This window comes from Bordetella sp., from assembly GCF_057362025.1.
The window spans coordinates 70,029-94,565 of sequence record NZ_JBMQQZ010000094.1 but is presented as its reverse complement, the minus strand read 5'-3'; the positions used below and the strand labels follow the sequence as shown (position 1 = coordinate 94,565).

The 24,537-nt window shown below is 65.1% G+C and carries 27 protein-coding genes; 8 read left to right on the top strand and 19 right to left on the bottom strand.

Annotation, left to right across the window (positions count from 1 at the left end; all coding sequences use genetic code 11):
- Positions 1–77: 77 nt before the first annotated feature.
- Positions 78–1,217, bottom strand: coding sequence for an LPS export ABC transporter permease LptF (lptF, locus tag ACO1P8_RS21240; protein ID WP_486297839.1), 1,140 nt, complete (start codon positions 1,215–1,217; stop codon positions 78–80).
- 59 nt (positions 1,218–1,276) lie between these two features.
- On the opposite strand from lptF, the gene ACO1P8_RS21235 reads away from it, so the two are divergent.
- The 6 genes from ACO1P8_RS21235 (at position 1,277) to ACO1P8_RS21210 (ending at position 7,047) form a co-directional block, all read left to right on the top strand.
- Positions 1,277–2,782, top strand: a complete 1,506-nt coding sequence (locus ACO1P8_RS21235; RefSeq protein WP_486297871.1) for a leucyl aminopeptidase — start codon at positions 1,277–1,279, stop codon at positions 2,780–2,782.
- A 34-nt stretch (positions 2,783–2,816) separates the two neighbouring features.
- Positions 2,817–3,272, top strand: a complete 456-nt coding sequence (locus ACO1P8_RS21230) for a DNA polymerase III subunit chi (RefSeq protein WP_486297838.1) — start codon at positions 2,817–2,819, stop codon at positions 3,270–3,272.
- A gap of 69 nt (positions 3,273–3,341) precedes the next feature.
- Positions 3,342–3,608 (top strand): hypothetical protein, encoded by a 267-nt coding sequence (locus ACO1P8_RS21225; protein WP_486297837.1) that lies wholly within the window; start codon positions 3,342–3,344, stop codon positions 3,606–3,608.
- Between the two features lie 300 nt (positions 3,609–3,908).
- A complete protein-coding gene (locus ACO1P8_RS21220) occupies positions 3,909–4,622 on the top strand; it encodes a Bax inhibitor-1/YccA family protein (RefSeq protein WP_486297836.1) in 714 nt (237 codons plus the stop codon).
- A 111-nt stretch (positions 4,623–4,733) separates the two neighbouring features.
- Positions 4,734–5,711: an aldo/keto reductase gene (locus ACO1P8_RS21215; RefSeq protein WP_486297835.1), complete on the top strand. Its 978-nt coding sequence runs from the start codon at positions 4,734–4,736 to the stop codon at positions 5,709–5,711.
- A gap of 7 nt (positions 5,712–5,718) precedes the next feature.
- Positions 5,719–7,047, top strand: coding sequence for an NTP/NDP exchange transporter (locus tag ACO1P8_RS21210; RefSeq protein WP_486297834.1), 1,329 nt, complete (start codon positions 5,719–5,721; stop codon positions 7,045–7,047).
- On the opposite strand, the gene recO is transcribed toward ACO1P8_RS21210, so the two are convergent.
- From recO to ACO1P8_RS21120, 18 genes are all read right to left on the bottom strand, one after another.
- On the bottom strand, positions 7,008–7,622 hold the full coding sequence (recO, locus tag ACO1P8_RS21205; protein WP_486297833.1) for a DNA repair protein RecO: 615 nt from the start codon (positions 7,620–7,622) through the stop codon (positions 7,008–7,010). The two genes, ACO1P8_RS21210 and recO, sit on opposite strands and share 40 nt — an antisense overlap.
- Entirely contained in the window at positions 7,615–8,508 is an 894-nt protein-coding gene (era, locus tag ACO1P8_RS21200) for a GTPase Era (protein WP_486297832.1), read from the bottom strand. The genes recO and era overlap by 8 nt, the downstream gene beginning before the upstream one ends.
- Entirely contained in the window at positions 8,505–9,263 is a 759-nt protein-coding gene (rnc, locus tag ACO1P8_RS21195) for a ribonuclease III (RefSeq protein ID WP_486297831.1), read from the bottom strand. Before rnc ends, era begins: the two co-directional genes overlap by 4 nt.
- Before the next feature lies 1 nt (position 9,264).
- Positions 9,265–10,149, bottom strand: a complete 885-nt coding sequence (gene lepB / locus ACO1P8_RS21190; protein ID WP_486297830.1) for a signal peptidase I — start codon at positions 10,147–10,149, stop codon at positions 9,265–9,267.
- A gap of 23 nt (positions 10,150–10,172) precedes the next feature.
- Positions 10,173–11,966, bottom strand: coding sequence for a translation elongation factor 4 (gene lepA, locus ACO1P8_RS21185; RefSeq protein WP_486297870.1), 1,794 nt, complete (start codon positions 11,964–11,966; stop codon positions 10,173–10,175).
- A 96-nt stretch (positions 11,967–12,062) separates the two neighbouring features.
- The gene (locus tag ACO1P8_RS21180) at positions 12,063–13,505 is read right to left on the bottom strand and encodes a DegQ family serine endoprotease (RefSeq protein ID WP_486297869.1); all 1,443 of its coding nucleotides are present in this window, start codon (positions 13,503–13,505) and stop codon (positions 12,063–12,065) included.
- A gap of 168 nt (positions 13,506–13,673) precedes the next feature.
- Positions 13,674–14,774: a MucB/RseB C-terminal domain-containing protein gene (locus ACO1P8_RS21175; protein WP_486297829.1), complete on the bottom strand. Its 1,101-nt coding sequence runs from the start codon at positions 14,772–14,774 to the stop codon at positions 13,674–13,676.
- Complete coding sequence (locus ACO1P8_RS21170; protein WP_486297828.1) at positions 14,774–15,292, bottom strand: sigma-E factor negative regulatory protein; 519 nt, start codon at positions 15,290–15,292, stop codon at positions 14,774–14,776. The genes ACO1P8_RS21175 and ACO1P8_RS21170 overlap by 1 nt, the downstream gene beginning before the upstream one ends.
- Positions 15,293–15,304: 12 nt before the next feature.
- On the bottom strand, positions 15,305–15,904 hold the full coding sequence (gene rpoE, locus ACO1P8_RS21165) for an RNA polymerase sigma factor RpoE (RefSeq protein ID WP_094844508.1): 600 nt from the start codon (positions 15,902–15,904) through the stop codon (positions 15,305–15,307).
- Positions 15,901–16,308, bottom strand: a complete 408-nt coding sequence (locus tag ACO1P8_RS21160; RefSeq protein ID WP_486297827.1) for a hypothetical protein — start codon at positions 16,306–16,308, stop codon at positions 15,901–15,903. Before ACO1P8_RS21160 ends, rpoE begins: the two co-directional genes overlap by 4 nt.
- A gap of 82 nt (positions 16,309–16,390) precedes the next feature.
- Positions 16,391–17,620 (bottom strand): beta-ketoacyl-ACP synthase II, encoded by a 1,230-nt coding sequence (gene fabF / locus ACO1P8_RS21155; protein ID WP_486297826.1) that lies wholly within the window; start codon positions 17,618–17,620, stop codon positions 16,391–16,393.
- 178 nt (positions 17,621–17,798) lie between these two features.
- Complete coding sequence (gene acpP, locus ACO1P8_RS21150; RefSeq protein WP_003813816.1) at positions 17,799–18,038, bottom strand: acyl carrier protein; 240 nt, start codon at positions 18,036–18,038, stop codon at positions 17,799–17,801.
- A gap of 127 nt (positions 18,039–18,165) precedes the next feature.
- Positions 18,166–18,897 (bottom strand): 3-oxoacyl-ACP reductase FabG, encoded by a 732-nt coding sequence (gene fabG, locus ACO1P8_RS21145; RefSeq protein ID WP_486297825.1) that lies wholly within the window; start codon positions 18,895–18,897, stop codon positions 18,166–18,168.
- A gap of 15 nt (positions 18,898–18,912) precedes the next feature.
- Positions 18,913–19,848 carry an ACP S-malonyltransferase gene (gene fabD, locus ACO1P8_RS21140; protein ID WP_486297824.1) on the bottom strand — a complete coding sequence of 312 codons (936 nt, stop codon included), beginning with the start codon at positions 19,846–19,848 and terminating at the stop codon, positions 18,913–18,915.
- Positions 19,849–19,887: 39 nt separating this feature from the next.
- Positions 19,888–20,880 (bottom strand): beta-ketoacyl-ACP synthase III, encoded by a 993-nt coding sequence (locus ACO1P8_RS21135; RefSeq protein ID WP_486297823.1) that lies wholly within the window; start codon positions 20,878–20,880, stop codon positions 19,888–19,890.
- Positions 20,880–21,947, bottom strand: a complete 1,068-nt coding sequence (gene plsX, locus ACO1P8_RS21130; protein WP_486297822.1) for a phosphate acyltransferase PlsX — start codon at positions 21,945–21,947, stop codon at positions 20,880–20,882. The genes ACO1P8_RS21135 and plsX overlap by 1 nt, the downstream gene beginning before the upstream one ends.
- 62 nt (positions 21,948–22,009) lie before the next feature.
- Positions 22,010–22,192, bottom strand: a complete 183-nt coding sequence (gene rpmF / locus ACO1P8_RS21125; RefSeq protein ID WP_066346671.1) for a 50S ribosomal protein L32 — start codon at positions 22,190–22,192, stop codon at positions 22,010–22,012.
- Positions 22,193–22,244: 52 nt separating this feature from the next.
- The gene (locus tag ACO1P8_RS21120) at positions 22,245–22,847 is read right to left on the bottom strand and encodes a YceD family protein (RefSeq protein WP_486297821.1); all 603 of its coding nucleotides are present in this window, start codon (positions 22,845–22,847) and stop codon (positions 22,245–22,247) included.
- A gap of 182 nt (positions 22,848–23,029) precedes the next feature.
- Between ACO1P8_RS21120 and ACO1P8_RS21115 the strand changes: the two genes are divergently transcribed.
- Together ACO1P8_RS21115 and ACO1P8_RS21110 are read left to right on the top strand one after the other, a co-directional pair.
- Positions 23,030–23,635, top strand: a complete 606-nt coding sequence (locus tag ACO1P8_RS21115; RefSeq protein ID WP_486297820.1) for a Maf family nucleotide pyrophosphatase — start codon at positions 23,030–23,032, stop codon at positions 23,633–23,635.
- 56 nt (positions 23,636–23,691) lie between these two features.
- On the top strand, positions 23,692–24,402 hold the full coding sequence (locus tag ACO1P8_RS21110; protein ID WP_486297868.1) for an SAM-dependent methyltransferase: 711 nt from the start codon (positions 23,692–23,694) through the stop codon (positions 24,400–24,402).
- The last annotated feature ends 135 nt before the right edge of the window (positions 24,403–24,537 follow it).

The following is a 24,537-nucleotide window of genomic DNA, read 5'->3' as shown; positions in this document are numbered from 1 at the left end:
AGGGAATTAGGGATGGCACGGGACCAGGCTGCCGCGCGCGGGCGAGATGGCGCCAGGCAAGCGCCCGGCGCGCCCGCCTAGTCTGTCGCGGCTCCGGCCGATGGCGGGTTGCGGTCGCCCTTGTCCTTCGGTGCCTTGACCCGCAACCGGCGCATGAACAGATACATCGCGAAGGCCATGAGCGCGGCGTGTACCGGCCACCAGCCCAGACCGAAGGGTATGCGGCCATCGGCGATCCAGGCGCGGAACAGATTGATCAGATTCATGTAAAGCAAGGCTACGAGCCCCGCGATCAGCAGGTCGCCGGAGCGCCCCAGCCGCGGATTCACGGCCCCCAGCGGTATCGCCATGATGGCCAGGACCAGCGCCGCCACGGGCATGGAAATACGCCACATCACCTGCGACCAGGCATTGAGGGTATTGTCCTCGATCAGTTGAAAGGTACTGCGCGCCTTGCTGGAGCGTTCGGCCGCGGCGCGGGCCTCGGCGGCGGGATCGGCGGTGGACTTGCTTTCCAGCCGCACGCCATACTGGCCGAAATTGACCATGCGGAATTCCGCCGAGCCCGGCTTGAGGTCATACCGGTGTCCTGCGCTCAGGACCAGGAAACGATCGCCGTTGGGCATCGTTTCCGTGCGCGCGCTGGCCGCGGTCAATACGCTGAGCCACTCCGGATCGATCGCGCGCACGAAGACGTGACCCAGTTCGTCGCCCTTTTTGGTGGGTTCTTCGGCAAAGAAAACCCGTGCGCCATCCTGGGATTCGCCGAACTGCCCCGCCGTTACCTTGGACAGGTCCGAGCGCTGCTCGAACCGCTGGCGGTACTCGCCGATCTGCCGATAAGCCCAGGGCGACGCCACCAGTGTCAGAACCGCCACCATGACGCCCACCGGCACCGCCACGCGCATGACAGGGCGCAGCCAATCGGCCAGCGACAGGCCGCTGGCGAACCAGACGACCATTTCCGATTCGCGGTAGTTGCGCGTGACCGTGGTCAGCACGGCGATGAACAGCGCCACGGAAAGAATGGTGGGCAGCGCGGTGATGGTGGAAAACGCCGCCAAGCCGAACACGACGTCCGGACCGATGGTGCCGCCCGCGGCTTCGCCCAGCAGGCGCACCAGCAACACACTGAGCCAGACCACCACGAGCGTAGAGAAGACAACGCCAGCGTGGCTGGTGATCTCGCTGACGACCGATCGTTTGAATAGAGACATGGGAGAATATGCGAGATAATCGCCAATTATCGACGCATACGGGAACGCCTTCAATGTCATTGGAATTTAGCACACACAGCACCGCCTCCCTGCACCAGGTTAAGACCGCCGCGCTCGCAGTGGGTGTCTTCGCCGAAGGCGTCCTGACTGCCGCGGCCGACCTGATCGATCGCGCCAGCAACGGTGCGCTGCGTACGGTAGTGAAATCCGAATTCCGCGCCCGCCAGGGCACCACGCTACTGCTGCGCTCGCTGCCCGGCGTGTCGGCGCAGCGCGTCGTGCTGGTGGGCCTGGGCAAGCAGGAGGAATACTCCGCCCGGGCGCATGCCGCCGCGGAACAGGCGTTCGCCGCCTATTGCGTCAGTGCCCAGTTGACCGAAGGCGCCTCCACGCTGGTCTCGGTCCCGATCGAGGACACCCCGATACGCGCCCGTGCGCGCCAGGCGGCCGTCGCCGCGGGCAGCGCCACTTATCACTACGACGAAAGCTTCGGCAAGCCCGACCGCGAGGCCCGCCCCAAGCTGCGCAAGATCGTCCACTGCATCGAACGCGGCGATGCCACCCACGTACAGGCCGGCCTGCGCGAAGGCGGCGCCATCGCCAACGGCATGGAACTCGCGCGCACGCTGGGCAATCTGCCGGGCAACCTGTGCACGCCGACCTACCTGGGCGAAACCGCCCGCAAGCTGGAACGCGCGTACAAATCGGTAAAGGTCCAGGTCATGGACCGCAAGCAGATCGAAGCCCTGGGCATGGGAGCCTTCCTCTCCGTGGCGCGGGGATCGGACGAACCGCCGCGCTTCATCGTCCTGCGGCATGCGGGCAAGCCCGCCCGCAAGACGACCAAGGACGGAGCCGGCCCCATCGTGCTGGTGGGCAAGGGCATCACCTTCGATTCGGGCGGCATTTCCATCAAGCCCGCCGCCACCATGGATGAAATGAAGTTCGACATGTGCGGCGCCGCCAGCGTGCTGGGTGCCTTCCGCGCGTTGGCCGAACTGCAACTGCCCCTGGACGTCGTGGGCCTGATCCCGACCTGCGAAAACATGCCCAGCGGCAAGGCCAACAAGCCCGGCGACGTGGTCACCAGCATGTCGGGCCAGACCATCGAAATCCTCAATACCGACGCCGAAGGCCGCCTGATCCTGTGCGATGCGCTGACCTACGCGGAACGCTTCAAGCCGTCGGCGGTCATCGACATCGCCACGCTGACCGGGGCCTGCGTGGTGGCGCTGGGCAACGTCAACAGCGGCCTGTTCTCCAAGAACGACGCCCTGGCGGACGCCCTGCTGCGCGCCGGACGGGAATCCCTGGACACGGCCTGGCGCATGCCCCTGGACGATGCCTACCAGGAACAACTGAAGTCCAATTTCGCCGACATGGCCAATATCGGCGGCCCGCCGGCCGGCGCCGTGACGGCGGCCTGCTTCCTGTCCCGCTTTGCCAAGGCGTATCCGTGGGCCCATCTGGATATCGCCGGCACGGCCTGGCGCGGCGGCAAGGAAAAGGGCTCGACGGCGCGCCCGGTCCCGCTGCTGATGCAATACCTGCTGAACCAGCTCTGAAGCCCGGACGCGCATCACGGGAACCGCAACGGCCATGGCTCGCATCGACTTCGCCTTCGGCGCGCCGGACAGGCTGCGCACGGCCTGCCAGGTGGCGCGCAAGCAATACCTGGCGGGCCAGCCGCTGGTGGTGTACTGCGCCGACCCCCTGCGGCTGAATGCCTTCGACCGCATGCTGTGGGCATTCGACGACATTGCCTTCGTGCCGCACGTCCTGGTGACAGACCCTCTGGCGGCTGAAACGCCGGTCGTCCTGACGGCGGCCGATCCGGCCGCGGCGGTCCTGCCCGCCACGGCCGACCGCCCCGCGCCCTGGTTGCTCAACCTGGACGATCATTGCCCGCCCCATTACGACGCATTCCCGCGCATACTGGAGATCGTGTCCGCGGACGGCGAAGACCGCCCGGCCGCACGCCAGCGTTGGCGCGACTACCAGGCGCGTGGCGAATCGCCGCACAGCCACGCCATCGGCGGCAAGGCCACGAACTGACCGCTCCGGCGGCGCATATCGCCCGGGCTCGCGGTACGCCGCGTGCGGAGACGGCCCTCTGGAGGAATCATGGACTATCGCGATACCGATCCCGCCATCCCGACGTTGACGCAAAAGGTCGACAGCATCAACGACCCGCCCATCCTGACCGACGTCGTCGCCCGGCCGGGAATGGCGCCGCCGCCGGATCCGGTCCTGCGCGCGGCGCTGCAGGCGGAACTGGAACATACGGTCCAGCGGGCGCTGGACGAGGCCATGGACCATGTCCGGCAATCGCTGGAGGCAGAGTTGCCCGAGCTGGTGGACCGGGTGATCCGGCGGCTTCGGCCCGGCTGAAATTATCCGGGTACGGAACGGACGCCACCGGGAGCGGTCCAATGGAATAAGCTTGTACCGTACGCGCGGCGCCAAAGGGGATGGGATGGGAGGTGGCGTGCCGGGCGCCCGGGCCGGGTCCTCCGGCCCCCCTCGTACGCGCCTTGCCGGGCCGGCCCGGTCCGCCGGCACACTATCGGTCTTCGGCGGTCTGAGTTAATCTTTGGTCACTAGCCTTTATAATTCAGGGAACTGTCAGACTTTGGTTGCGTCAAAGCATCGTAGCCATCGCTGAATGGCCCCCTACCAGGAGCTCGTCACATGAACGATTATCGTCCTTCCCCCTTCAACCGCGCGGGCGCCTACGCCGGCGCACCGGGCGAGGTGGTTCGCAACCGCGTCCTGCGCAATACCTACTGGCTGCTGGCGCTGTCCATGATCCCCACGGTATTGGGGGCGGCGGTGGGTCTGTATACCGGGCTGAACCGTGTCATGGGCGCCAGCCCGGGCATGTCGGCCATTGTCTTCCTGCTGGGCGCTTTCGGGCTGATGTTCGCCATCGAGAAGAACAAGAACTCCGGCCTGGGCGTGGCGTTGCTGCTCGCCTTCACATTCTTCATGGGCGTCATGCTGTCGCGCCTGCTGGGCTTCGTTCTGGGCCTGAACAACGGCTCGCAGCTGATCATGACGGCCTTCGGCGGTACCGCCGTGGTGTTCGGCGCCATGGCGACGATGGCGACGACCATCAAGCGCGACCTCTCCAACTTGCAGAAATGGCTGTTCACCGGCGCAATCATCATCCTCGTCGCCGCGCTGGCCAACATCTTCCTGCAGTTGCCCGCGCTGATGCTGACCATCTCGGTCCTGGCCATCGTGATCTTCTCCGCCTTCATGCTGGTGGATCTGCAGCGAGTGGTCAACGGGGGAGAAACCAACTATGTGTCCGCCACGCTGGCCATCTACCTGGATGTCTACAACGTCTTCTCGAACCTGCTGATGCTGCTCAGCGTGTTCAGCGGCGGCAACCGAAACTGATCGCCTACTGGCGGCACAACGCAAACTGCGGTACAGCGGGGGGACATCCCCCCGCCGATGGTCGAAGGGCTCGCAATTCGTGAGCCCCTTTTCTTTTCGGAGTACACGACAATGCCAAGCCGCCGACGCTTCCTGCTTGACGCCCCGATCGCCGCGCTGGCCTCGAACTGGCTGGCACATGCCGCAAACGCCAGCGATGCCGCCAATGCGCCTGGGGCCGCGGGCGCGGCCGGCGCCTCGAAAGCGGCAAGCACGCCGGTCATGCTCCGCCGCGCCATCCCGTCCACCGGGGAACGGCTGCCTGTCATCGGCCTGGGTACGGCGGATACCTTCGACGTATCCCCGAAAGACAAAGAAGGGCTGGTCCCGTTGCAGGGCGTGGTGCAGCGCCTCCTGGCATCGGCGCGCCGGAACGCCGTCATCGATACCGCGCCCAGCTACGGCGACGCCGAAGCCGTCACGGGCGAGCTGCTGACCCGGCTGGGCGCGCGCGGCGATGTATTCCTGGCAACCAAGATAGGCGCCAGCGGCCGTGACGCCGGCATGCGCCAGGTACGGAACTCCGAAGCCGCCCTACGCACCCGCAAACTGGATCTGATCCAGGTGCACAACCTGGTGGATACCGCCACGCAACTGGCGCTGCTCCGCGAGCTCAAGCAACAGGGCGTGACGCGCTACCTGGGCATTACGCACTACACCGAATCGGCGCAGGAAGAACTGACACGCCTGGTGGAACGCGAAAAGCCGGATTTCGTGCAGATCAATCTGTCGGTCACAGCGCGCGGCGCGGAAAGGCGGCTGCTGCCGGCCTGCCAGGCACATGGGGTGGCGGTACTGATCAACCGCCCCTTCCAGGACGGCGCCCTGTTCCGCCAGGTGCGGGGCAAAGCGCTGCCGGAATGGGCCGCCGACATCGATTGCACATCCTGGGCACAGATTTTCCTCAAATTCATCGTCGGCCATCCCGCGGTGACCGCCGTGATTCCGGCGACATCCAAGCCGGCGAATATGCAGGACAACCTGTTGGCCGGCATGGGCAGGCAGCCCGACGCAGCCACGCGCGAACGCATCGCCGCCCTGTTCGCCTGACGGCGTCATGGGTGACGCCCCCGCCGTGCCTCACGCATCGCCGGCCGGCCGCCTGCAACGGGCGCTGAACATCCGTCCGGGCGAAGGCATGGCCGCGACGTGCGGCTTCGCGTTTTTCTTCTGCCTGTTCACCGGTTATTTCATGCTGCGCCCCATCCGCGAAACGCTGGGGGTCGCCGCCGGGGTCGACAAGCTGCAATGGCTGTTCACCGCGACCTTCGTCGTCATGCTGGTAGCCGTACCCTGCTTCGGTTGGCTGGCCCGCCGCGTGCCGCGCGCGGACTTCGTTACCTGGACCTACGCCTTTTTCGCGCTTACGCTGGTCGGTTTCGCGGGCTGGCTGTACCGGCAACCCGGCAATCTGTGGCCGGCACGGGCGTTCTACGTCTGGCTATCGGTGTTCAATCTCTTCGTCGTGTCGGTGGCCTGGAGCCTGATGGCGGATGTGTTTCGCACGGCCCAGGCCAAGCGCCTGTTCGCCTTCATCGCCGCCGGCGCCAGCACCGGCGGCCTGGCCGGTCCCGCCCTGGGGGCCGCGCTGGCCGGCGTACTCGGTGCCCCAGGATTGATCCTGCTATCGGCCGGCCTGCTGTCGCTGACGCTGCCCATGAAATCCTGGCTGATGCGCTGGCGGGGCACGGCGGGCGCCGGGGCGGATGAAGCCGGCACAGGCTTGGAAACGAGCCCGGGCGATGCGGCTTCGCCAGGCCGCCCGATCGGGGGCGGCATACTGGCCGGCGCGACGCGCACGTTCACTTCGCCGCTGCTACTGGGGCTGGCCGCTTTCGTCATCCTGCTCGCCACGGCCAGCACCTTTCTGTACATGGAACAAGCCAGGCTGGTCGCCGATGCCTTTACCTCGTCGGCGGAACGCATCCGTGTGTTCAGCGCGCTGGATTTCGCGGTGCAGGCCCTTGCCATGCTGACCCAGCTCTTCCTGACCGGACGCCTGGCCCAGCGCCTGGGTGTCGCCTTCCTGCTGACCGCGGTGCCGCTGGTCGTGTGCGTGGGTTTCGCGGTGTTGGCAGTCGCACCGGTGTTCGCCGTACTGGCCGTCGTCATGGTGCTGCGCCGCGTCGGCGAGTACGCATTGGTGCGCCCGGGACGCGAGATGGTCTTCACGACGGTCGACGCCGAAGCCAAGTACAAGGCCAAGAACTTCATCGATACCGTGGTCTACCGTGCCGGCGATGCCGCCAGCGCATGGGTGAAGACGGGCGTGGACGCACTGGGCCATGGCGCTACGCTGGTCGCCGTGGTGGGCGCCGCCTGCGCGGCGATATGGGCCGTTTGCGGCTATCTGCTGGGCAAGCGCGTGGACAGCCGGCGGGTCTGAAGATCGAGCAGCACGCGCCGCGTCGACAACGGCCGGCCCGCCAGGATTTCCGCCAGCCGTTCCCGCAGGTCGTGCCGCAGCCGCGGCTCGATGGCCGGGTCGTCGAAGTCCGGCATGGCTTCGTCCACGCCATAGCCGGTTTCCCGGAGCAGGGTCCATTCGAAACGCCGCAAGGCGCCCGCGGCACGGGTACCGCCAGCCAATTGCGTCAGCGCGGTATCGTAGGCGTCGAACAGCACGGGGTGCGCGTCCTCGCGCGGCAACAAGCGCAGCAGCAGTTCGTTCATGTACCACGCCGACATCAGGGACGGCCCCGCCAGCGGCCGGATGCCGGCCACCTCCGCGCGCGTCAAGGTCTTGACTTCCCCCCCGCCGGACCACGAAAGCGCCAGCGGCTGGAAGGCGGACAAGACCGGACGCAGGCTGGAGTACGGGCGCTTGGCGCCCTTGGCGACCAGCGCCACACAGCCGTGATCGCGGGAGAATGTCTGCACGATCAGCGAGGTTTCACGCCACGGGGTGGCATGGAGCATGTAGCCGGAAGTATCCTGGACGCGTGTGCCGCGTTTACTCATATCCCAGGTCGCGCAGCGCCTCTTCGCGGTCGGACCAACCCTTGCGCACCTTGATATAGATTTCCAGGTGCACGGGCTTGTCCAGCATTTTGGCGATTTCCAGGCGCGCCTCCGTGGCGATGCGCTTCATATGTTGGCCGCCAGCCCCCAGCAGGATGGGCTTGTGGCTTTCGCGTTCGACGACGATGCATGCCGCCACGCGGGCGCCCTTCTCCGTTTCTTCCCATTGCTCGATGACGACGGTACAGCCGTAGGGCAATTCGTCGCCGACCAGGCGGAAAATCTTTTCGCGCACCAGTTCTGCGGCGATGAAACGCATGGGCCGGTCCGTCAGCGTGTCCGGCTCGAACATGTGCTCCCCTTCGGGCAGACGCTTGGCGATTTCATTGAGCAGATCGTCCAGCTGCCGATTTCGCGCGGCGCTGACCGGCACCACCGCTCCGTAGGGATGCAGCGCGCTAACCTTCGCCACGAAGGGATACAGGCTATTCCGGTCCTTCAGCGCGTCGACCTTGTTCACCGCGAGAATGGTACGGTCGCCGGCGGGCAGCATGGGCAGCAGTTTGGCGTCCCCTTCCGACCATTTCCCGGCCTCCACGACGTGCACGACGACGTCGACATCGGCCAGCGCCTGGGTCACCACGCGGTTCATCATGCGATTCATGGTCCCGCCGTGCCGTGTCTGGAAGCCCGGGGTATCGACGAAAACGAACTGGTCGTGGTCGCGCGTGAGCACACCGTGTATGCGATGCCGCGTGGTCTGCGCCTTGCGCGACACGATCGATATCTTGCTGCCGATCAGCGCGTTGTTCAGCGTGGACTTGCCCACATTGGGGCGGCCCACGATGGCGACGAAGCCGCATCGGGTAGGTTGTTCCTGGGTCATTTGATTTCTTGGGCGACGGCGACCGGCAGCGACAGCTGCGCGGTTTTGCGTGCACGCGGCGCCCGGCGTCCGGCCTTGGGCGGGCTGGCCGCGAGCGCGGCATCCAGCGCCAGCTTGGCGGCGGATTGCTCCGCGGCTCGCCGGCTGGCTCCGGGTGCCGTTACCTTGATGTCCAGGGGCGCGATGGCGCACTCGACTTCAAACTGCTGGCTGTGCGCCGCGCCATGCGTGGCGATCACCGTATAAACAGGCAGGGCCATTTTGCGGCCTTGCAGGAATTCCTGCAGCAAGGTCTTGGCGTCCTTGCCCAGGGTCTTTGGGTCCACGGTGGCCAGCACGGGTTGGTATTGCTTGGCGATGACGCGACGCGCGGCGTCGAAGCCGCCATCCAGGAAAACGGCGCCGAAGATGGCCTCCAGTGTGTCGGCCAGGATGGAAGGCCGGCGAAAGCCGCCACTTTTGAGTTCGCCCTCGCCCAGGCGCAGGTCCTGCGAAAGATCGAGCTTTTGCGCGATGTCGGCCAGCGACGCCTGCTTGACAAGGTTGGCGCGCAGGCGTGAAAGATCGCCTTCATCGATTTTTTGGAAGCGTTCGAACAACATCGACGCGACGACGAAATTCAGGACGGCATCGCCCAGGAATTCCAGTCGTTCGTTATGGCGCGCGCCATGACTGCGATGAGTCAGCGCCTGTTCCAACAGGGCCGCATCGCCGAAACGGTGGTCCAGACGGGTTTGAAGCGCGTCAAGCGACATGTCAATTGAATCGTCCGATCCGGCTTAGATCGGAGAAATTCATCCAGATGAAGAAGGCCTTGCCCACGATATTACCGTCCGGAACGAATCCCCAGTAGCGGCTGTCCGCGCTGTTGTCGCGGTTATCCCCCATGGCGAAGTACTCGCCGGCCGGGACCTTGCAGCGCACGCCATTGCGGCTGTACTGGCAGTTGTCCAGGTGCGGGAATTGCCAAATGGGGCCGTACTCCTGGTATTTATCATCATCAAGCAGGATATCATGCGTAACGTCGCCTAACTTTTCCTTATATCGATTGATATAGGCGACGCGGTCGGGTTCGAAATAATTGCCGTCGCGGATGTGTTTCACTTCCTGGCCGTTTACATATAGTTTCTTGTCCAGGTAGGCGATTTCGTCACCCGGCAGGCCGACGACCCGCTTGATGTAGTCCACATCGGGGTCGACGGGGTAGCGGAAGACGATGACGTCGCCACGCTGCAGGGCGCCGGTATCCAGGATTTTCTTGTCGATGATCGGCAACCGTATGCCGCGGCTGAACTTGTTGACCAGGATCAGGTCGCCCGACTCCAAGGTCGGCAACATGGAGCCCGACGGGATGCGGAAGGGTTCCACCACGAAGGATCGCAGCACGAACACGAAAAGGATGACGGGGAAGAAGCTGACGGCGTATTCGACCCACCATGGCACGCGCGAGGCCGCTTCCGCCGCTTCGCGCCGCAGCCGCTCGGCCTCTCCTGCATCGCCGATCACAGCAGGATCGAAGCGGGCCGCCGCCTCTTCTCCCTTGCGCCGCCGCGCCTTGCGCAAAACGGTGATGTCCAACAACCAGATGATGCCGGTGACCACCAGCAGGACGAACAGAATCAGCGCAAAGTTCCAGCTCATATGTGATGCCTTCTCGCTCTTATTTATTTGTCTTCAACCTGCAGGATGGCCAGGAAGGCCTCCTGGGGTATTTCAACGCTGCCGACCTGCTTCATCCGCTTCTTGCCGGCCTTCTGCTTTTCCAGCAGCTTCTTCTTGCGCGTAATGTCCCCGCCATAGCACTTGGCGAGCACGTTCTTACGCAGCGCCTTGACGTTTTCCCGGGCGATCACTTCGGCGCCGATGGCGGCCTGGATAGCGACGTCGAACATCTGGCGCGGGATCAGACCCCGCATGCGCGAGACCACATCACGCGCGCGATAGCGCGCGTTGCTGCGGTGGACGATCATGGAGAGCGCGTCGACCTTGTCGCCATTGATCAGGAGGTCCACCCGGACCACGTCGGCCGAGCGGTACTCCAGGAACTCGTAGTCCATCGACGCATAGCCGCGCGATACGGACTTCAGCTTGTCGAAGAAATCCAGCACGATCTCGGCCAGGGGGATCTCGTACACCAGGTGAACCTGGCGGCCGTGATAGCTCATGTTGACCTGCGTGCCGCGCTTGTTGTTGCACAGCGTCATCACGGGGCCGACATACTCTTGCGGCATGAACAAGGTGACCTTGACGACGGGCTCGCGGATCTCGGCGATCTTGCCGACCTCGGGCAGGCGCGAGGGACTTTCGATGGTGATGACCTCGCCATCGCGCAGCTCGACTTCATACACCACCGACGGCGCGGTGGTGATGATGTCCATGTCGAATTCGCGTTCGAGCCGCTCCTGCACGATTTCCATGTGCAATAGCCCGAGGAACCCGCAGCGAAAGCCGAAGCCCAGCGCCTGCGAGACTTCCGGTTCGAACATGAGCGCGGCGTCGTTCAGCTTGAGCTTTTCCAGGGAATCGCGCAACTGGTCGTATTCGCTGCTTTCCACGGGGTACAGGCCGGCGAACACCTGCGGCTTGACCTCCTTGAACCCCGGCAGCGGCCCCGCCGCGGGCTGGCCGGCCAGCGTCACGGTATCGCCCACCTTGGCATGCGCCAATTCCTTGATGCCGGCGATGACGAAACCCACTTCGCCGGCGCTAAGCGCCTGGCGCGACACGGATTTGGGCGTGAACACGCCGACCTGTTCGCACAAGTGCGTGGCACCGGCGGCCATCAGCAGAATCTTGTCCTTCGGGCGCAGCACGCCGTTGACGATGCGCACCAGCATGACCACGCCGACGTAGTTATCGAACCACGAGTCGATAATCAGCGCCTGCAGGGGCTCCGTCGGGCTGCCCTTGGGCGGCGGGACGTCGCGCACGATGGCTTCCAGGATATCGTCGATGCCCATACCCGTCTTGGCGCTGGCGGGGATGGCGCGCGACGCGTCGATGCCGATCACGTCCTCGATTTCCTGGCGGGCGCCGTCCGGGTCCGCTTGCGGCAGATCCATCTTGTTCAGTACCGGCAGCACTTCCACGCCCAGTTCGATGGCGGTGTAGCAGTTCGCCACCGTCTGCGCCTCTACCCCTTGCGAGGCGTCGACGACCAGCAGCGCGCCTTCGCATGCCGAGAGCGACCGGCTGACCTCGTAGGAAAAGTCCACGTGGCCCGGGGTGTCGATGAGGTTCAGGTTATAGACCTGGCCGTCGGCGGCCTTGTATTCCAGCGCCGCCGTTTGCGCCTTGATGCTGATGCCGCGCTCGCGCTCGATGTCCATGGAATCGAGAACCTGTGCCGACATCTCGCGATCCGCCAATCCGCCGCAGCGATGGATCAGGCGGTCGGCCAGGGTCGACTTGCCATGATCGATGTGGGCGATGATCGAAAAGTTACGGATATGACGCATAGGGGTGGGGAAAAGAAAGGAACAGGTGCGCCAATAAGGAGGGGGCGCCATGCGCCCCCTCTTTGCGGCAACCAGCGATTTTAGCCGGTCTTGGGCCTACTTGCCGGGCTGGATCACCACCCACTGCGTCTGGTCGGCCCGGCGGATCAGCAGCGGCACCGGCTTGGCCTTATCGACCTTACCCGCCACCTGCACGAACTGCTCGGGCGAGGTGATATCGGTATCACCCACCGCCAGGACGATATCGCCCTCCTGGATACCCGCCTGGTCGGCCTGCCCGGCGGCACCCCGCACCATCACGCCGCCCTTGATCTTCATCTTGCCCTGGGTGGCCGTCGGCACCGGCACCACCGTCAGGCCCAGGGCGCTCGAGGCGGCCGGCTCCTTGTCCGGCTCGGCCTTCTTGGCCACCGGCGTCTTGGTTTGTGGGATTTCCGCCACTTTCACGCTGAGCGTAACGTTCTTACCCTTGCGCCAGACCTGCAGGGGCGCCACCGTGCCGGGTTTGGTTTCGCCGACCATCCGGGGCAGATCCGACCAGCGCGCGATCGGCTTGTTGTTGAAGCGCAGGATGACGTCACCCGGCTGCACGCCGGCGGCATCGGCCGGGCTGTCGCCTTCGACGCTGCTGACCAGTGCGCCTTCCGCGCGGGCCAGCCCCAGGGCAATGGCAACGTCATTGGTGACTTCGCCGATCTGCACACCGATGCGGCCGCGTGTGACCTTGCCCGTCGCGCGCAGTTCGTCGACCACGCGCATGACCTCGTCGATCGGGATGGCCAGGGAAATACCCATAAAACCGCCGCTGCGCGAGATGATCTGCGAATTGATGCCGATGACCTCACCCTGCAGATTCAACAGCGGACCGCCCGAGTTGCCCGGATTCACCGCGACATCGGTCTGGATGAAGGGCAGATACTCGCCAGTGTCGCGGTTGATCGCGCTGACGATACCGGCGGTCACCGTGGAGTCCAGGCCGAAGGGCGAGCCGATGGCCAGTACCCATTGGCCCTTCTTGATCTTGCTGTCGTCGCCGATCGGCAGGAACGGCATGCCCTTGGCATCGATCTTCAGCAACGCCACATCGGTTCGTTCGTCAGTGCCGATCACCTTGGCCTTGAACTCGCGGCCATCGGTCAAGGTGACGAAAATGTCGGTGGCGTCGCTGACCACATGGTTGTTCGTCAGGACGTAGCCGTCCGCAGAAATGAAGAATCCCGAGCCGACACCGCGCGGCACGGTGCGCTCCTGCGGCTGCTGTTGCGGCTGCTTGGGCTGCTGCTGGCGGTCGCGCGGACGCTGGCCCGGCATTTCAGGCATGCCCGGAGGCTGGAAATCGGGGCCGAAGAAGAAACGGAACAGATCGTACGGATCCTGCGGACCGCTACGCACCGGTATGGTGGCGGTAGTGCGGATGTTCACGACCGCGGGATCGGCCTTTTCGACGATGGACGTGAAATCGGGCAGCATCATCGCCGGCCCGGTCGTGGCCGTCTGGGCGGCGCTGGCGGGCGCGCTCAAGCCGGCGCCGCCGAGCATGGCCGCGGCCAGCAGTACCGCCAGGCACCGCCGGGCGGACTCACGGCCGACAAAACGCGCGACGTCCTGCGACAGTCCAGCAGGAAAAAACCGCCGGACGGGTACTTTCGACACGGTGGACAGAATCATTCAATGTGCTCCGGGCGAGCCCCTGGGGGCATCTGCTGTTTACTTGGGCGCCACTGGGGGCGGCACGTATTCGGTAGCCTTGGCGAGCTTCTCGAGCGTGGGCGCAGGAACCTCGCCGAGGACCGTGACCCAGAAATCCGCGATCCGCATGCCGTAGACGTTGATCGGCCCGCGCCGATACAGGCCGTGCGGCTGGTGACGATTGCGCTTCTTATCATAAGGCTCGATGAAGACCGAGATCGCGGCCAATCCATCGGACAATACCAGTTGGCTGACCGCATCGCCATGGGCCATGACGCGCGCCACCTGTGAAACGGGCATGAATCCGGCCGGGTAGGGAATACGCCAGCCTTGCGCGACCAGATCCACCGGGTTCATATTGCCCTGCTGGATCTTCCAGTCCTTGGTGTTCCAGCGCGATTGCAATTGACCAGGATCGACCGTGGCGCCCAGCCGCAGGGCGGTGAAAGCGACCTGCTCCACCACGGTAGAGGCGTTGGATAGCGTCTGGGCCTTCAGCAACAGGTCGTTTTCCGTATCCGCGCACAGGCGGTAGCCGTACCGGTCCTTGTCCAGGGGTTCGATGGTGATGATGCGGCATTCGCGGCCCGCTACCCGATGTGGCACGGGCTGCATGAGCACGCGATAGTACTTGGTCAGCGCGGTCGGCGACCCCAGCAGCAGGCCGGGAAACTGCTCGGCGCGCTTGTGCTGCACGAGCACCGTTTTGTGCTCGGGCACCAGGCATTGGATTTCGTCGTTATGCCGCAGGTACTCGCGCGGCTGCCCATCCAGCACTTCGATGCGTTCGCGTTCTCCGCTGCCATCCACCACGTGCACGACCCGGGACGACTGGATGGTTTCACCCTGCTGATAGGTGAAGATACCGGAATAATCGAGCTTGGACGCCGCATCCTGGATACGCGCAAGCAAGGCCTGGGCTTCCGGCTCCGGCATGGCGACACTGGGCGATACCGGGGCGGCCTGGGCATGCGCCAGACCGGCACTGATCGCGAACAGGGCCGCCGCCACCGCCGCGGATACCGAGGCCAGTCCGCGTCCAACCCGCGTCGACACCTCGGCCGCGCGCAAGGTCGGCCGCGACAGGAACGATGGGACACCCACCGCCGCAACGGTCATCAGCGCCCCGCTCCGACATCGAAAGAGACTTGCCGGATGGCCGTGGGGCCCGCGAGCTGCCGGTGCGCTTCCAGATAGTCGCTCAGGCTGGGATCGTCGGCGGACACCGTGCTGGCATCGGCCAGCACCCGGGTTTCGGCCGTGGGCGCGTCGCTGCTTCCGGACAGGTACGGTTGCGCAACCCAGGCGACGGACGCCACCGCGGCAGCCATCGCAAAGCCGGAAAGGCCGAAGCGCCAGGCGGGCCGCATCGTGCGGCGCCGGCGGGGCGCGACGATGGGAAGTTCATTGGCCAGGGCGGCCGACAAACGGGCCTGGAACGCCGGCGAGGGGACAATGGACAGTTCGGGGTTGCGGAGCACGTCGCCTATCAAGTGATACGTATCCCAGGTTTCCCGGCCTTCGGCCACTTCCAGGCCGTCCAGCCATTCCTCGGCGCCTTCGCCGTCCATCCATGCCGACACCGAATCTTCCCAGCTGGTGTCCTCGGCGCCGACGGAAACAGATGATCTTTGCATGACTCCAGCTCCTTACCAACGACGATCGGCATCGTTCCCAAGCAGGGGCCGCAACCGCGCGGCCACCGCTTCCCGGGCTCGGAATATGCGCGACCGGACTGTACCGATCGGACAACCCATGCTCTGGGCGATGTCTTCGTAACTCATACCTTCAATTTCCCGCAGGACGATAGCCGTACGCAATTCTTCGGGCAAGCCCTGTATGGCCGCGTTCACGGTTTCCGCGATTTCGCGGCTGGCGACCATTGCTTCCGGGGTGCTGATATCGCTTAGGTTGTCGGTTTCGTTAAAAGTTTCACCGTCCTCATTTTCGAGGGCGTTGGGCGTGCTGGGCCGTCGTCCATTGGACGCAAGCCAGTTGCGCGCCGTATTGATGGCGATCCGGTACAACCAGGTGTAAAAAGCGCTGTCCCCCCGGAACTGGGGCAAGGCGCGGTAGGCCTTGATGAAGGCTTCCTGCGCCACGTCCTCGATTTCCGACTGGTCGCGAATCATGCGGGAAAGCAGGCGCATGATCTTGCGCTGGTACTTCAGGACCAGCAGATCGAAGGCTTTCTTGTCGCCGCGCTGGACCCGGGCGACCAGTTCGGCGTCGATGTCCCGTTCGCTCATGGCGTCCTCGCCGCACGGCGGGCGGGCGCGCGGCACAGGCGCCGGCTTGCCAGCAAGCAGGTACGGCGCCAGGCGGAGGCGTGCAGCCCATCTTGCCACACGGTAAAGGTGACGCAACCGCCAGGCAGGGCGGCGCTGTTACAAACCGGTCGAGGCAGGCGCGCCCGCAGGGTCAGCCAGCGCGGCCCGCGCCAGGCAGCGACCCATTCGGCGGGATACCAGCCGTCACGCATGCGCAGATGAAAGGCCCCGTCGCGATCCATGCGGATTGCCCGGACTGCCGGACGGCAGCGCCTGATCGCCAGGACGCCGGCAATGGCGGCGGCACCGGCGGCCAGCAAGGCCGGCACAGGGAGCGCCCGCCCATACAGGGCCAGCGACGGCGCGGCCAGCGCGGCCGCCATTACGGCGCCGTCCAACCATGCGGCCAGCCGAGGCCGCAGGATAGGTACGCGCAACGTCCAATCCGGGTGCACGCAGGCTCCCTCAAACCCGACGCACGGCCATCGACCCGTTGGTGCCGCCGAACCCGAAGGAGTTGGACAGCGCCACGTTGATCATCATCTCCCGCGCCTCGTTCGCGCAGTAGTCCAGGTCGCACTCGGGATCCTGGTTGAACAGGTTGATGGTCGGCGGGGAGATCTGGTGATAGACCGCCAGCGTGGTAAAGACCGCTTCGATGCCGCCTGCCGCGCCGAGCAGGTGGCCGGTCATCGACTTGGTGGAATTGATGACCAGCTTGCGCGCATGGTCGCCGAAGGCCAGCTTCAACGCATCCGATTCATTCTTGTCGCCCAGGGGCGTGGACGTACCGTGCGCATTGACGTACTGCACGTCCTCCGGATTCAGGCCGCCGTTGCGCAGCGCATTGATGACGCCGCGGCGCGGACCGTCCTGGTTCGGCGCGGTGATGTGATGCGCGTCGGAACTCATGCCGTAGCCGACGAATTCACCGTAGATGCGCGCGCCTCGTTTTTTGGCGTGCTCGTATTCTTCGAGCACCACCACGCCGGCGCCCTCGCCCAGCACGAAACCGTCACGATCGCGGTCCCAGGGACGCGAGGCGGTCGTGGGGTCGTCATTGCGCGTGGACAGGGCCCGCATCGCGGCAAAGCCGCCAATGCCCAGGGGCGATACGGTGGATTCCGCACCGCCGGCGATCATCACGTCAGCGTCGCCGTATTCGATAAGGCGAGCCGAATCGCCGATGCTGTGCAGGCCGGTGGTGCATGCCGAGACCACCGCATAGCTCGGCCCCTTGAATCCATACATGATGGACAGCTGACCGGAGATCAGGTTGATCAGCGCGCCGGGTACGAAAAAGGGCGAAATACGACGCGGACCGCGCGCCAGCAGATCGGTCTGCGTTTCCTCGATGCGCGGCAATCCGCCGATGCCCGAACCGATGATGACACCGATGCGCTCCGCATTGGCATCGGTGATCTCCAGGCCGCTGTCGCGCCAGGCCTGGACGCCCGCCGCAAGGCCGTAGTGGATGAACGTATCCATCTGACGGGCTTCTTTGGCGGGGATATAGTGCGTGACATCGAAATCGCGAACTTCGCCCGCGATATGGGTGGTCAGCGCCGAAGGATCGAAACGGGTAATACGGCCGATGCCGGAACGTCCGTTGACGATATTGTCCCAGGCGCTGGACACGTCATTGCCCACGGGGGACACGATGCCGAGTCCGGTGATGACGACGCGTCGTTTCACGGATGACTCCTAAACAGACAAAAGAAAGGCGGCCTGGAATACGCCGCTTGCGCGGAAAACAGCATTACGGGGCAGCCGACTGGCGCCCCGCGCAGCATCCGCGCGGCATAACCCAAAAACCGCCCTGGTTCCCCGCACGGCGATACCGCCATGGCGCAAGGAAAGACAGGCTGATTGCTTATTGCTTGCCGTGCGAATTGATGTAGTCGATCGCTTGTTGCACGGTCGTGATTTTCTCGGCCTCTTCGTCGGGGATCTCGGTCTCGAATTCATCTTCGAGAGCCATCACCAGCTCAACCATGTCGAGCGAATCGGCACCGAGGTCGTCAAGGAAGGAAGATTCGTTCTTGATCTCGGCTTCATTGACGCCAAGTTGTTCAGCGACGATCTTCTTGACGCGCTGTTCGATGCTTTCCATGCAGATCTCCAATTGGGAAAAATCCCGCGAATTATAGCCAAGCGCAGCGTAATGCCAACGCCGGGCTGTGACAAAAATGGATTCCCGAAAAATACGCCGTTCGGCGGGCTATTCGGGACCCGCTAATTTACATATACATGCCGCCGTTGACGTGCAGCGTGGTCCCGGTAATGTAACCGGCCTGGGGGCCGGCCAGGAATGCGACCGCATGGGCGATGTCGGCGGGCGAACCCAGCCGTCCCACGGGTATTTGCTGCAGCAGCGCGGCGGTCTGGGTTTCCCCCAGTACGCGCGTCATGTCGGTATCGATGAAGCCGGGCGCCACGCAATTGACCGTAATATTGCGGCTGCCGAGCTCCCGGGCAAGCGCACGGGACATGCCCGCCACCCCCGCCTTGGCCGCCGCATAGTTGGCCTGTCCCGCGTTGCCGCTGGAACCGACCACGGAAGTGACATTGATGATGCGGCCCCAGCGCGCCTTCATCATGCCGCGCATGACGGCGCGCGACAGGCGAAAGACGGCAGCCAGGTTGGTATCGATTACCGCGTTCCAGTCATCGTCCTTCATGCGCATGGCCAGCGTATCGCGCGTGATGCCCGCATTGTTCACCAGGATGTGCGGACCTCCTTCCTTGGCAAGCGCTTCCACCAGCGCCTCGCAGGCCTGGGAGTCCGTCACGTCCAGCACGACGCCCCGGCCGTTGAACGGCGCCAGGGCCTCGCTTATCGTTTCGGCGCCGGCGGCCGACGTAGCGGTACCGACGACGGTCGCACCACGGGTGGCGAGCTCATGGGCGATCGCCTTGCCGATGCCCCGGGTGGCGCCGGTAACCAGCGCGATCTTTCCTTGCAGTTCCATGGTACGACTTCCTTGTCAGTTCGACCCGAGCGTGGCCAGCACGCTATCCAGCGAGGCGGGATCGGTAATCGCCAGGCCGGTCAGCTCGCCGTCGATACGCTTGACCAGGCCACTCAGCACCTTGCCAGGACCGCATTCGATGACATGGGTGATGCCCTGCTCCTTCATGGCGCGCAGGGTTTCCACCCAACGGACGGGATGCCAGGCCTGCCGCACCAGTGCATCCCGTATCGCAGCGGGATCGGTGGGCATCGCCACGTCAACGTTGTTTACCACGGGGATTGCGGGGGCGGACACGGCGACTTCGTCCAGCGCCCTGGAAAGCACGGCCGCGGCCGGCTCCAACAGGCTGGAATGGAACGGTGCCGACACCGGCAGCAGCAGCGCGCGCTTGGCACCCGCCGCCTTGGCCGCTTCGCATGCGCGTTCCACCGCTGCCTTGTGCCCGGCAATCACGACCTGGGCGGGCGCATTGAAATTGACGGCCTCGACCACCTCGCCCTGAGCGGCCTGGGCGCAGGCAGCCTTCACCGCGTCGTCGTCCAGGCCAAGCACGGCAGCCATGGCTCCGGCACCCACGGGCACCGCGGCCTGCATGGCGTCGGCACGGATGCGCACCAGGCGCACCGCGTCTTCGAGGGCCAGCGCCTTCGCGGCCGTCAGCGCGGCGTATTCGCCCAGGCTGTGTCCGGCGACCACGTCCGGTTGGCGCCCACCTGCAGCCAGCCAGGCCTGGTAAACGGCGACCCCGGCCGTCAACATCGCGGGTTGGGTATTGGTGGTCAGGTTGAGCTGTTCGGCCGGCCCCTGGGCGATCAAGGCCGCCAGGTCCTGCGACAGGGCCGCCGACGCCCGCGCCACCGTATCGGCGACGGCCGCGTTGCCTTGCCAGGCATCCAGCATACCGACGGATTGCGAGCCCTGGCCGGGAAATACGAAAGCGATTTTCATCGATTGACGGTCAGATCAGGTTGTCGTTGTACAGGGTGCTCAGGCGGTCAGCCGCGCCAGCACCGAACCCCAGGTGAACCCGCCGCCGACGCCCTGCATCAGGATGAGCTGGCCGGGCTTGGCGAGGCCTTCGCGGCGCGCGACATCCAACGCGAGCGGTACGCTGGCGGCGGAGGTATTGGCATGGCGGTCGACCGTGACCACCAGTTTGTCCGCGGGCAGATTCAATTTACGGGCGAGGAAATTCAGGATGCGGACGTTGGCCTGATGGGGGATAAGCAGGTCCACGGCTCCCAGCGGCACGCCGGCCTCCTCGCAGACGTCGCGCGCGGAGCGTTCCAGCACGTTCACCGCCTGCTTGAATACGGCCTGCCCGTCCATGCGCAGGAAAGGATCGCCGGTCACTTCGCCGTAGGCCACATTGCCCGCCGCGCAGAGGATTTTGGTCTGGCTGCCATCGGCGTGCAGTTGCGCCGCCAGAATCCCGGGCTCGTCGGACGCGGACAGGACGACCGCGCCGGCACCGTCGCCGAACAGCACGCACGTGGCGCGGTCGTTCCAATCCAGAATACGGGAGAATACTTCGGCGCCGATGACCAGGGCATGGCGGGCGCGCCGCGCGCGCACGAAGCTGTCGGCGGTGGTCAGCGCATAAACGAAACCGCTGCATACGGCCTGGACGTCGAAGGCCGCGCCGCCCTTGATGCCGAGCTTGCTCTGCACCAGGCACGCCGTGCTGGGAAACACGTAGTCCGGCGTGGAGGTGGCCACGATGATGAGATCGATGTCTTCCGGCGTCAGGCGGGCGTCCGCGATGGCGCGCCGCGCGGCCTCGGTCGCCAGATCGCTGGTGGTGACGCCGCGCTCGGCGATATACCGCTGGCGGATTCCGGTGCGTTCGACAATCCAGGCGTCCGAGGTCTGGATGTCGCGTGTGGCCAGTTCCGTGGCCAGGTCGTCGTTGGAGACGACACGTGGCGGCAGATAGCTGCCGGAACCGGCGATCACCGAGTACTGCGGAGTGACGTTCATCAGGCGGAGTCCCTGGCCGCGCGCGGCATGGGAACCGCCGCTGGATTGATGGGTATGCCCTGCTGCCTGATCTGGGCCATGCTCTGGTTGGTGCGTTCCAGCAGCTTGCTGGCCACCGCTTCCCGCGCGCGCTGCAGCGCGAAGCCGAAGGCATAGCTATCGGCCGAACCATGGCTTTTGATGACGACGCCGCGCAGGCCGAGCAAGGCTGCACCGTTGTGGCGCCGGTTGTCGACCCGCTTGCGCAGGCGGTTCAGGACCGGCGACGCAATGGCGCCAGCCAGCAGGGTAATCGGATTACGCTTGAACTCCTCGCGGATGATGCTGGACAGCATCCGCGCGAGGCCTTCAATGGACTTGAGCACGACGTTGCCGACGAAACCGTCGCAGACCACGACGTCGACCGTGCCCTTGAAAATATCGTTGCCTTCCACATTGCCGTGAAAGTTCAAGGGACTGGCGCGCAGCAGCTCGGCGGCTTCCTTGACGACCTCGTTACCCTTGATGACTTCCTCGCCAATGTTCAGCAGGCCGACACTGGGACGCTCGCAATGGTCGAGCGCCTGCGCCAGCGCCGCGCCCATGATGGCGAATTGCAGCAGGTGTTCGGCGGTGCAGTCGACGTTGGCGCCGAGATCCAGCACGGTGGTCGACTTGCCCTTTTGATTCGGAATCGACGTCGCGATGGCGGGACGGTCGATGCCATCCAGGGTCTTGAGCACGTAGCGGGAGATGGCCATCCACGCGCCTGTGTTGCCGGCGGAAACGCAGGCATCCGCGCGCCCGTCCTTGACGGACTGGGCGGCGATGCGCATGGAGGAATCCTTTTTGCGGCGCAAGGCGACTTCGACGGAATCATCCATCGAGACGACTTCGGAGGCCGGCACGATTTCCAGCCGGTCCCGCGGCACGTCCCGCGCGCCTTCGAGCGCCTGTTCAATGGCGTCCGGCAGCCCGACCAGGAGCAGGCGCACGTCCGGAAACCGGCGGGCGAACTCGATCGACGCGGGTATGGTCACGGGCAGGCCGACGTCGCCGCCCATGCAGTCAATAGCGATGCGTATCACGGGTGCCAGGTATCAGCGCCAGCCGTAACAATGCGGTCCGGTTCACGCGGTGCGGAACGAACTTATTCGTCGCTCTTGGTCTTGATGACTTTGCGGCCGCGATAGAAGCCGTTCGGGCTGATATGGTGACGCAGATGCGTTTCGCCCGTGTTCGGTTCGATCGCCGTGGACGGCGCGGTCAGAAAGTCGTGCGAGCGGTGCATGCCACGCTTGGACGGGGACTTCTTGTTTTGTTGAACAGCCATGATGACTCCTAGAAACGGGGCGCATTGTACGCGATGCGGCCCGGTGTTGACCTCAATGTTTTTGCTTCAATTTTTCCAGCACCGCGAACGGCGATGGACGCTTTCCCACGTCGGCACCATCCGGCGGCTGGCCGGCGCTGGTCTTCTGCGGCGTGTCCGGACATACATCATGCCTGGGCACGTACGGAATATTCAGGATCAGCTCGTCTTCGACCTGCTCCAGCAGATCGAAATGCCGGGAACCGATCACCTTTTCCGGCCCGCTCTCGATATCGTCGGCGTCGTCATCCGCATCTTGGGCGACTTCGTCGAGGCCGTCATCGAGCTCGGCTTCCGATTTCACCAGGTGCAGACTCACGTGTGCATCGATGGGATAGGCGAAAAGCTCCATGCAACGCTGGCAGACCAGCACCGGCGCTGCCTGCACGTGCAGATGCAACAGCGGCTCACCGAGCCTGCCGGTTTCGCCGCGCACAGCCCAGCGCACCTCGCCCGTTTCGTCGCGCGGCTGCAACGGCAGCCCTTTCATCGCGCGCCCGAACCGGGCCAGCGGCAGACTGCCGGAAGCTTCCTTGCCGGACCGCGCAAAATCGAACGCGTCGATGACACCCACCCGCGCCACCCTGGTTTGCCCCACCACGGTTTCCTTCACCACGGCATGCCTCCCACGGTTTGCTCACCCACTACTTCCGCACCCTACTTTCCGCACCCTACTTCCGCATCCGCCCGAAATGTCCGGGAACATCCGGGAGACGCCCGCCCGAAAAATCCAGGCGACGAAATTTCCGCGAAAACGTTAGATAATACCGTGACTTACGTCTGACCGTCAAACCTTGCATGCCCTTACCCAAGCCACGCCTCATCCTCGCATCCACCTCGCCCTATCGGCGCGAACTCCTTACCCGCCTGCGCCTGCCCTTCGAAACCATCGCCCCGGGGGTCGACGAAACGCCCCGGGCGGGCGAACAGCCGGCCGACCTTGCCCTGCGGCTGGCCATCGCCAAGGCCCACGCCGTGTCGACGTCCCATCCCGGCGCGATTGTCATCGGCTCGGACCAGGTTGCCACCGTGGACGGCACGGCCATCGGCAAGCCGGGGGATTTTCTCCGCGCGCAGGCGCAATTGCGCACGCTGTCCGGGCGCGAAGTCGCCTTTCATAGCGCGCTGGCCGTGACGGACGGGCAGCGCACCACACAGGCCGACATCGTCACCCATTGCCGCTTCCGCCCCCTGTCGGACGCGTCCATCGACGCCTACCTGCGTGCCGAAACGCCATTCGATACGGCCGGCAGCGCGAAAGCGGAAAGCCTGGGCATCGCGCTGATGGAAAGCATGCGCAGCGACGACCCGACGGCGATCATCGGACTGCCGCTGATCGCACTGACGGGCATGCTGGCGCAATTCGGCCTGGACCCGCTGGCCCACGCAGAGGCTAAGCCTTGAACGGCGCCACGCACCCCGCCCCTGCCGAAGGGAGAGCGCCAGGCGGCCCGGGCTCCGTGCCGGGCCAACTGCACCTGATTCCGGTCGGACTGGGCGATGCGCCGGTCGACCGTTGGCTACCGCCCGAAGTGCGGTCGCTGGCCGCACGCCTGGACACCTACATCGCCGAAAACGCCAAGACCGCGCGCGCCTTTCTGAAGGCGGTGGGTGCGATCCGCCCGTTGCAGGACATCACCATACACACCTTGGCGGAAAAAACCGACGAGGCTCAGATCCAAAGCTGGCTGCGCCCCTTGAAGCAAGGCGGCGAGATCGGGCTGGTGTCGGAAGCCGGGTGCCCCGCGGTGGCAGACCCTGGCGCACGGGTTGCCGACATCGCACACCGGCTTGGCTTGACGGTACGCCCGTGGGTCGGACCATCCTCGATTCTGCTGGCCCTGATGGCCAGCGGCCTGGATGGCCAGCGCTTCGCCTTCCACGGGTATGCGCCCGTCGAACCGGCCGAACGCGCGCGCCAGCTACGCACCTGGGAACAGCAGTCCAGCCGCGGCAACCAGACCCAGTTGCTGATCGAAACCCCCTATCGCAACGCCGCCATGTTTTCCACCCTGGTGGAGACACTGCGGGGCGACACACGCCTGTGCGTGGCGCGCTCGCTCACCACCGCCAGCGAATGGATCCGCACCCGCACCATCGCCGACTGGAAAACCGGCCCAGCCCCCGACCTGGACAAGAAACCCACTCTGTTCCTGTACCTCGCGCGATGAGCAGGTTCGCACGGCCGCCCGAAGGACCTGCTCCCCTCCCTCGGGGAGGCGTCGCGAAGCGACAGGAGGGCCGTTTCATGAGCAGGTTCGCACGGCCGCCCGAAGGACCTGCTCCCCTCCCTCGGGGAGGCGTCG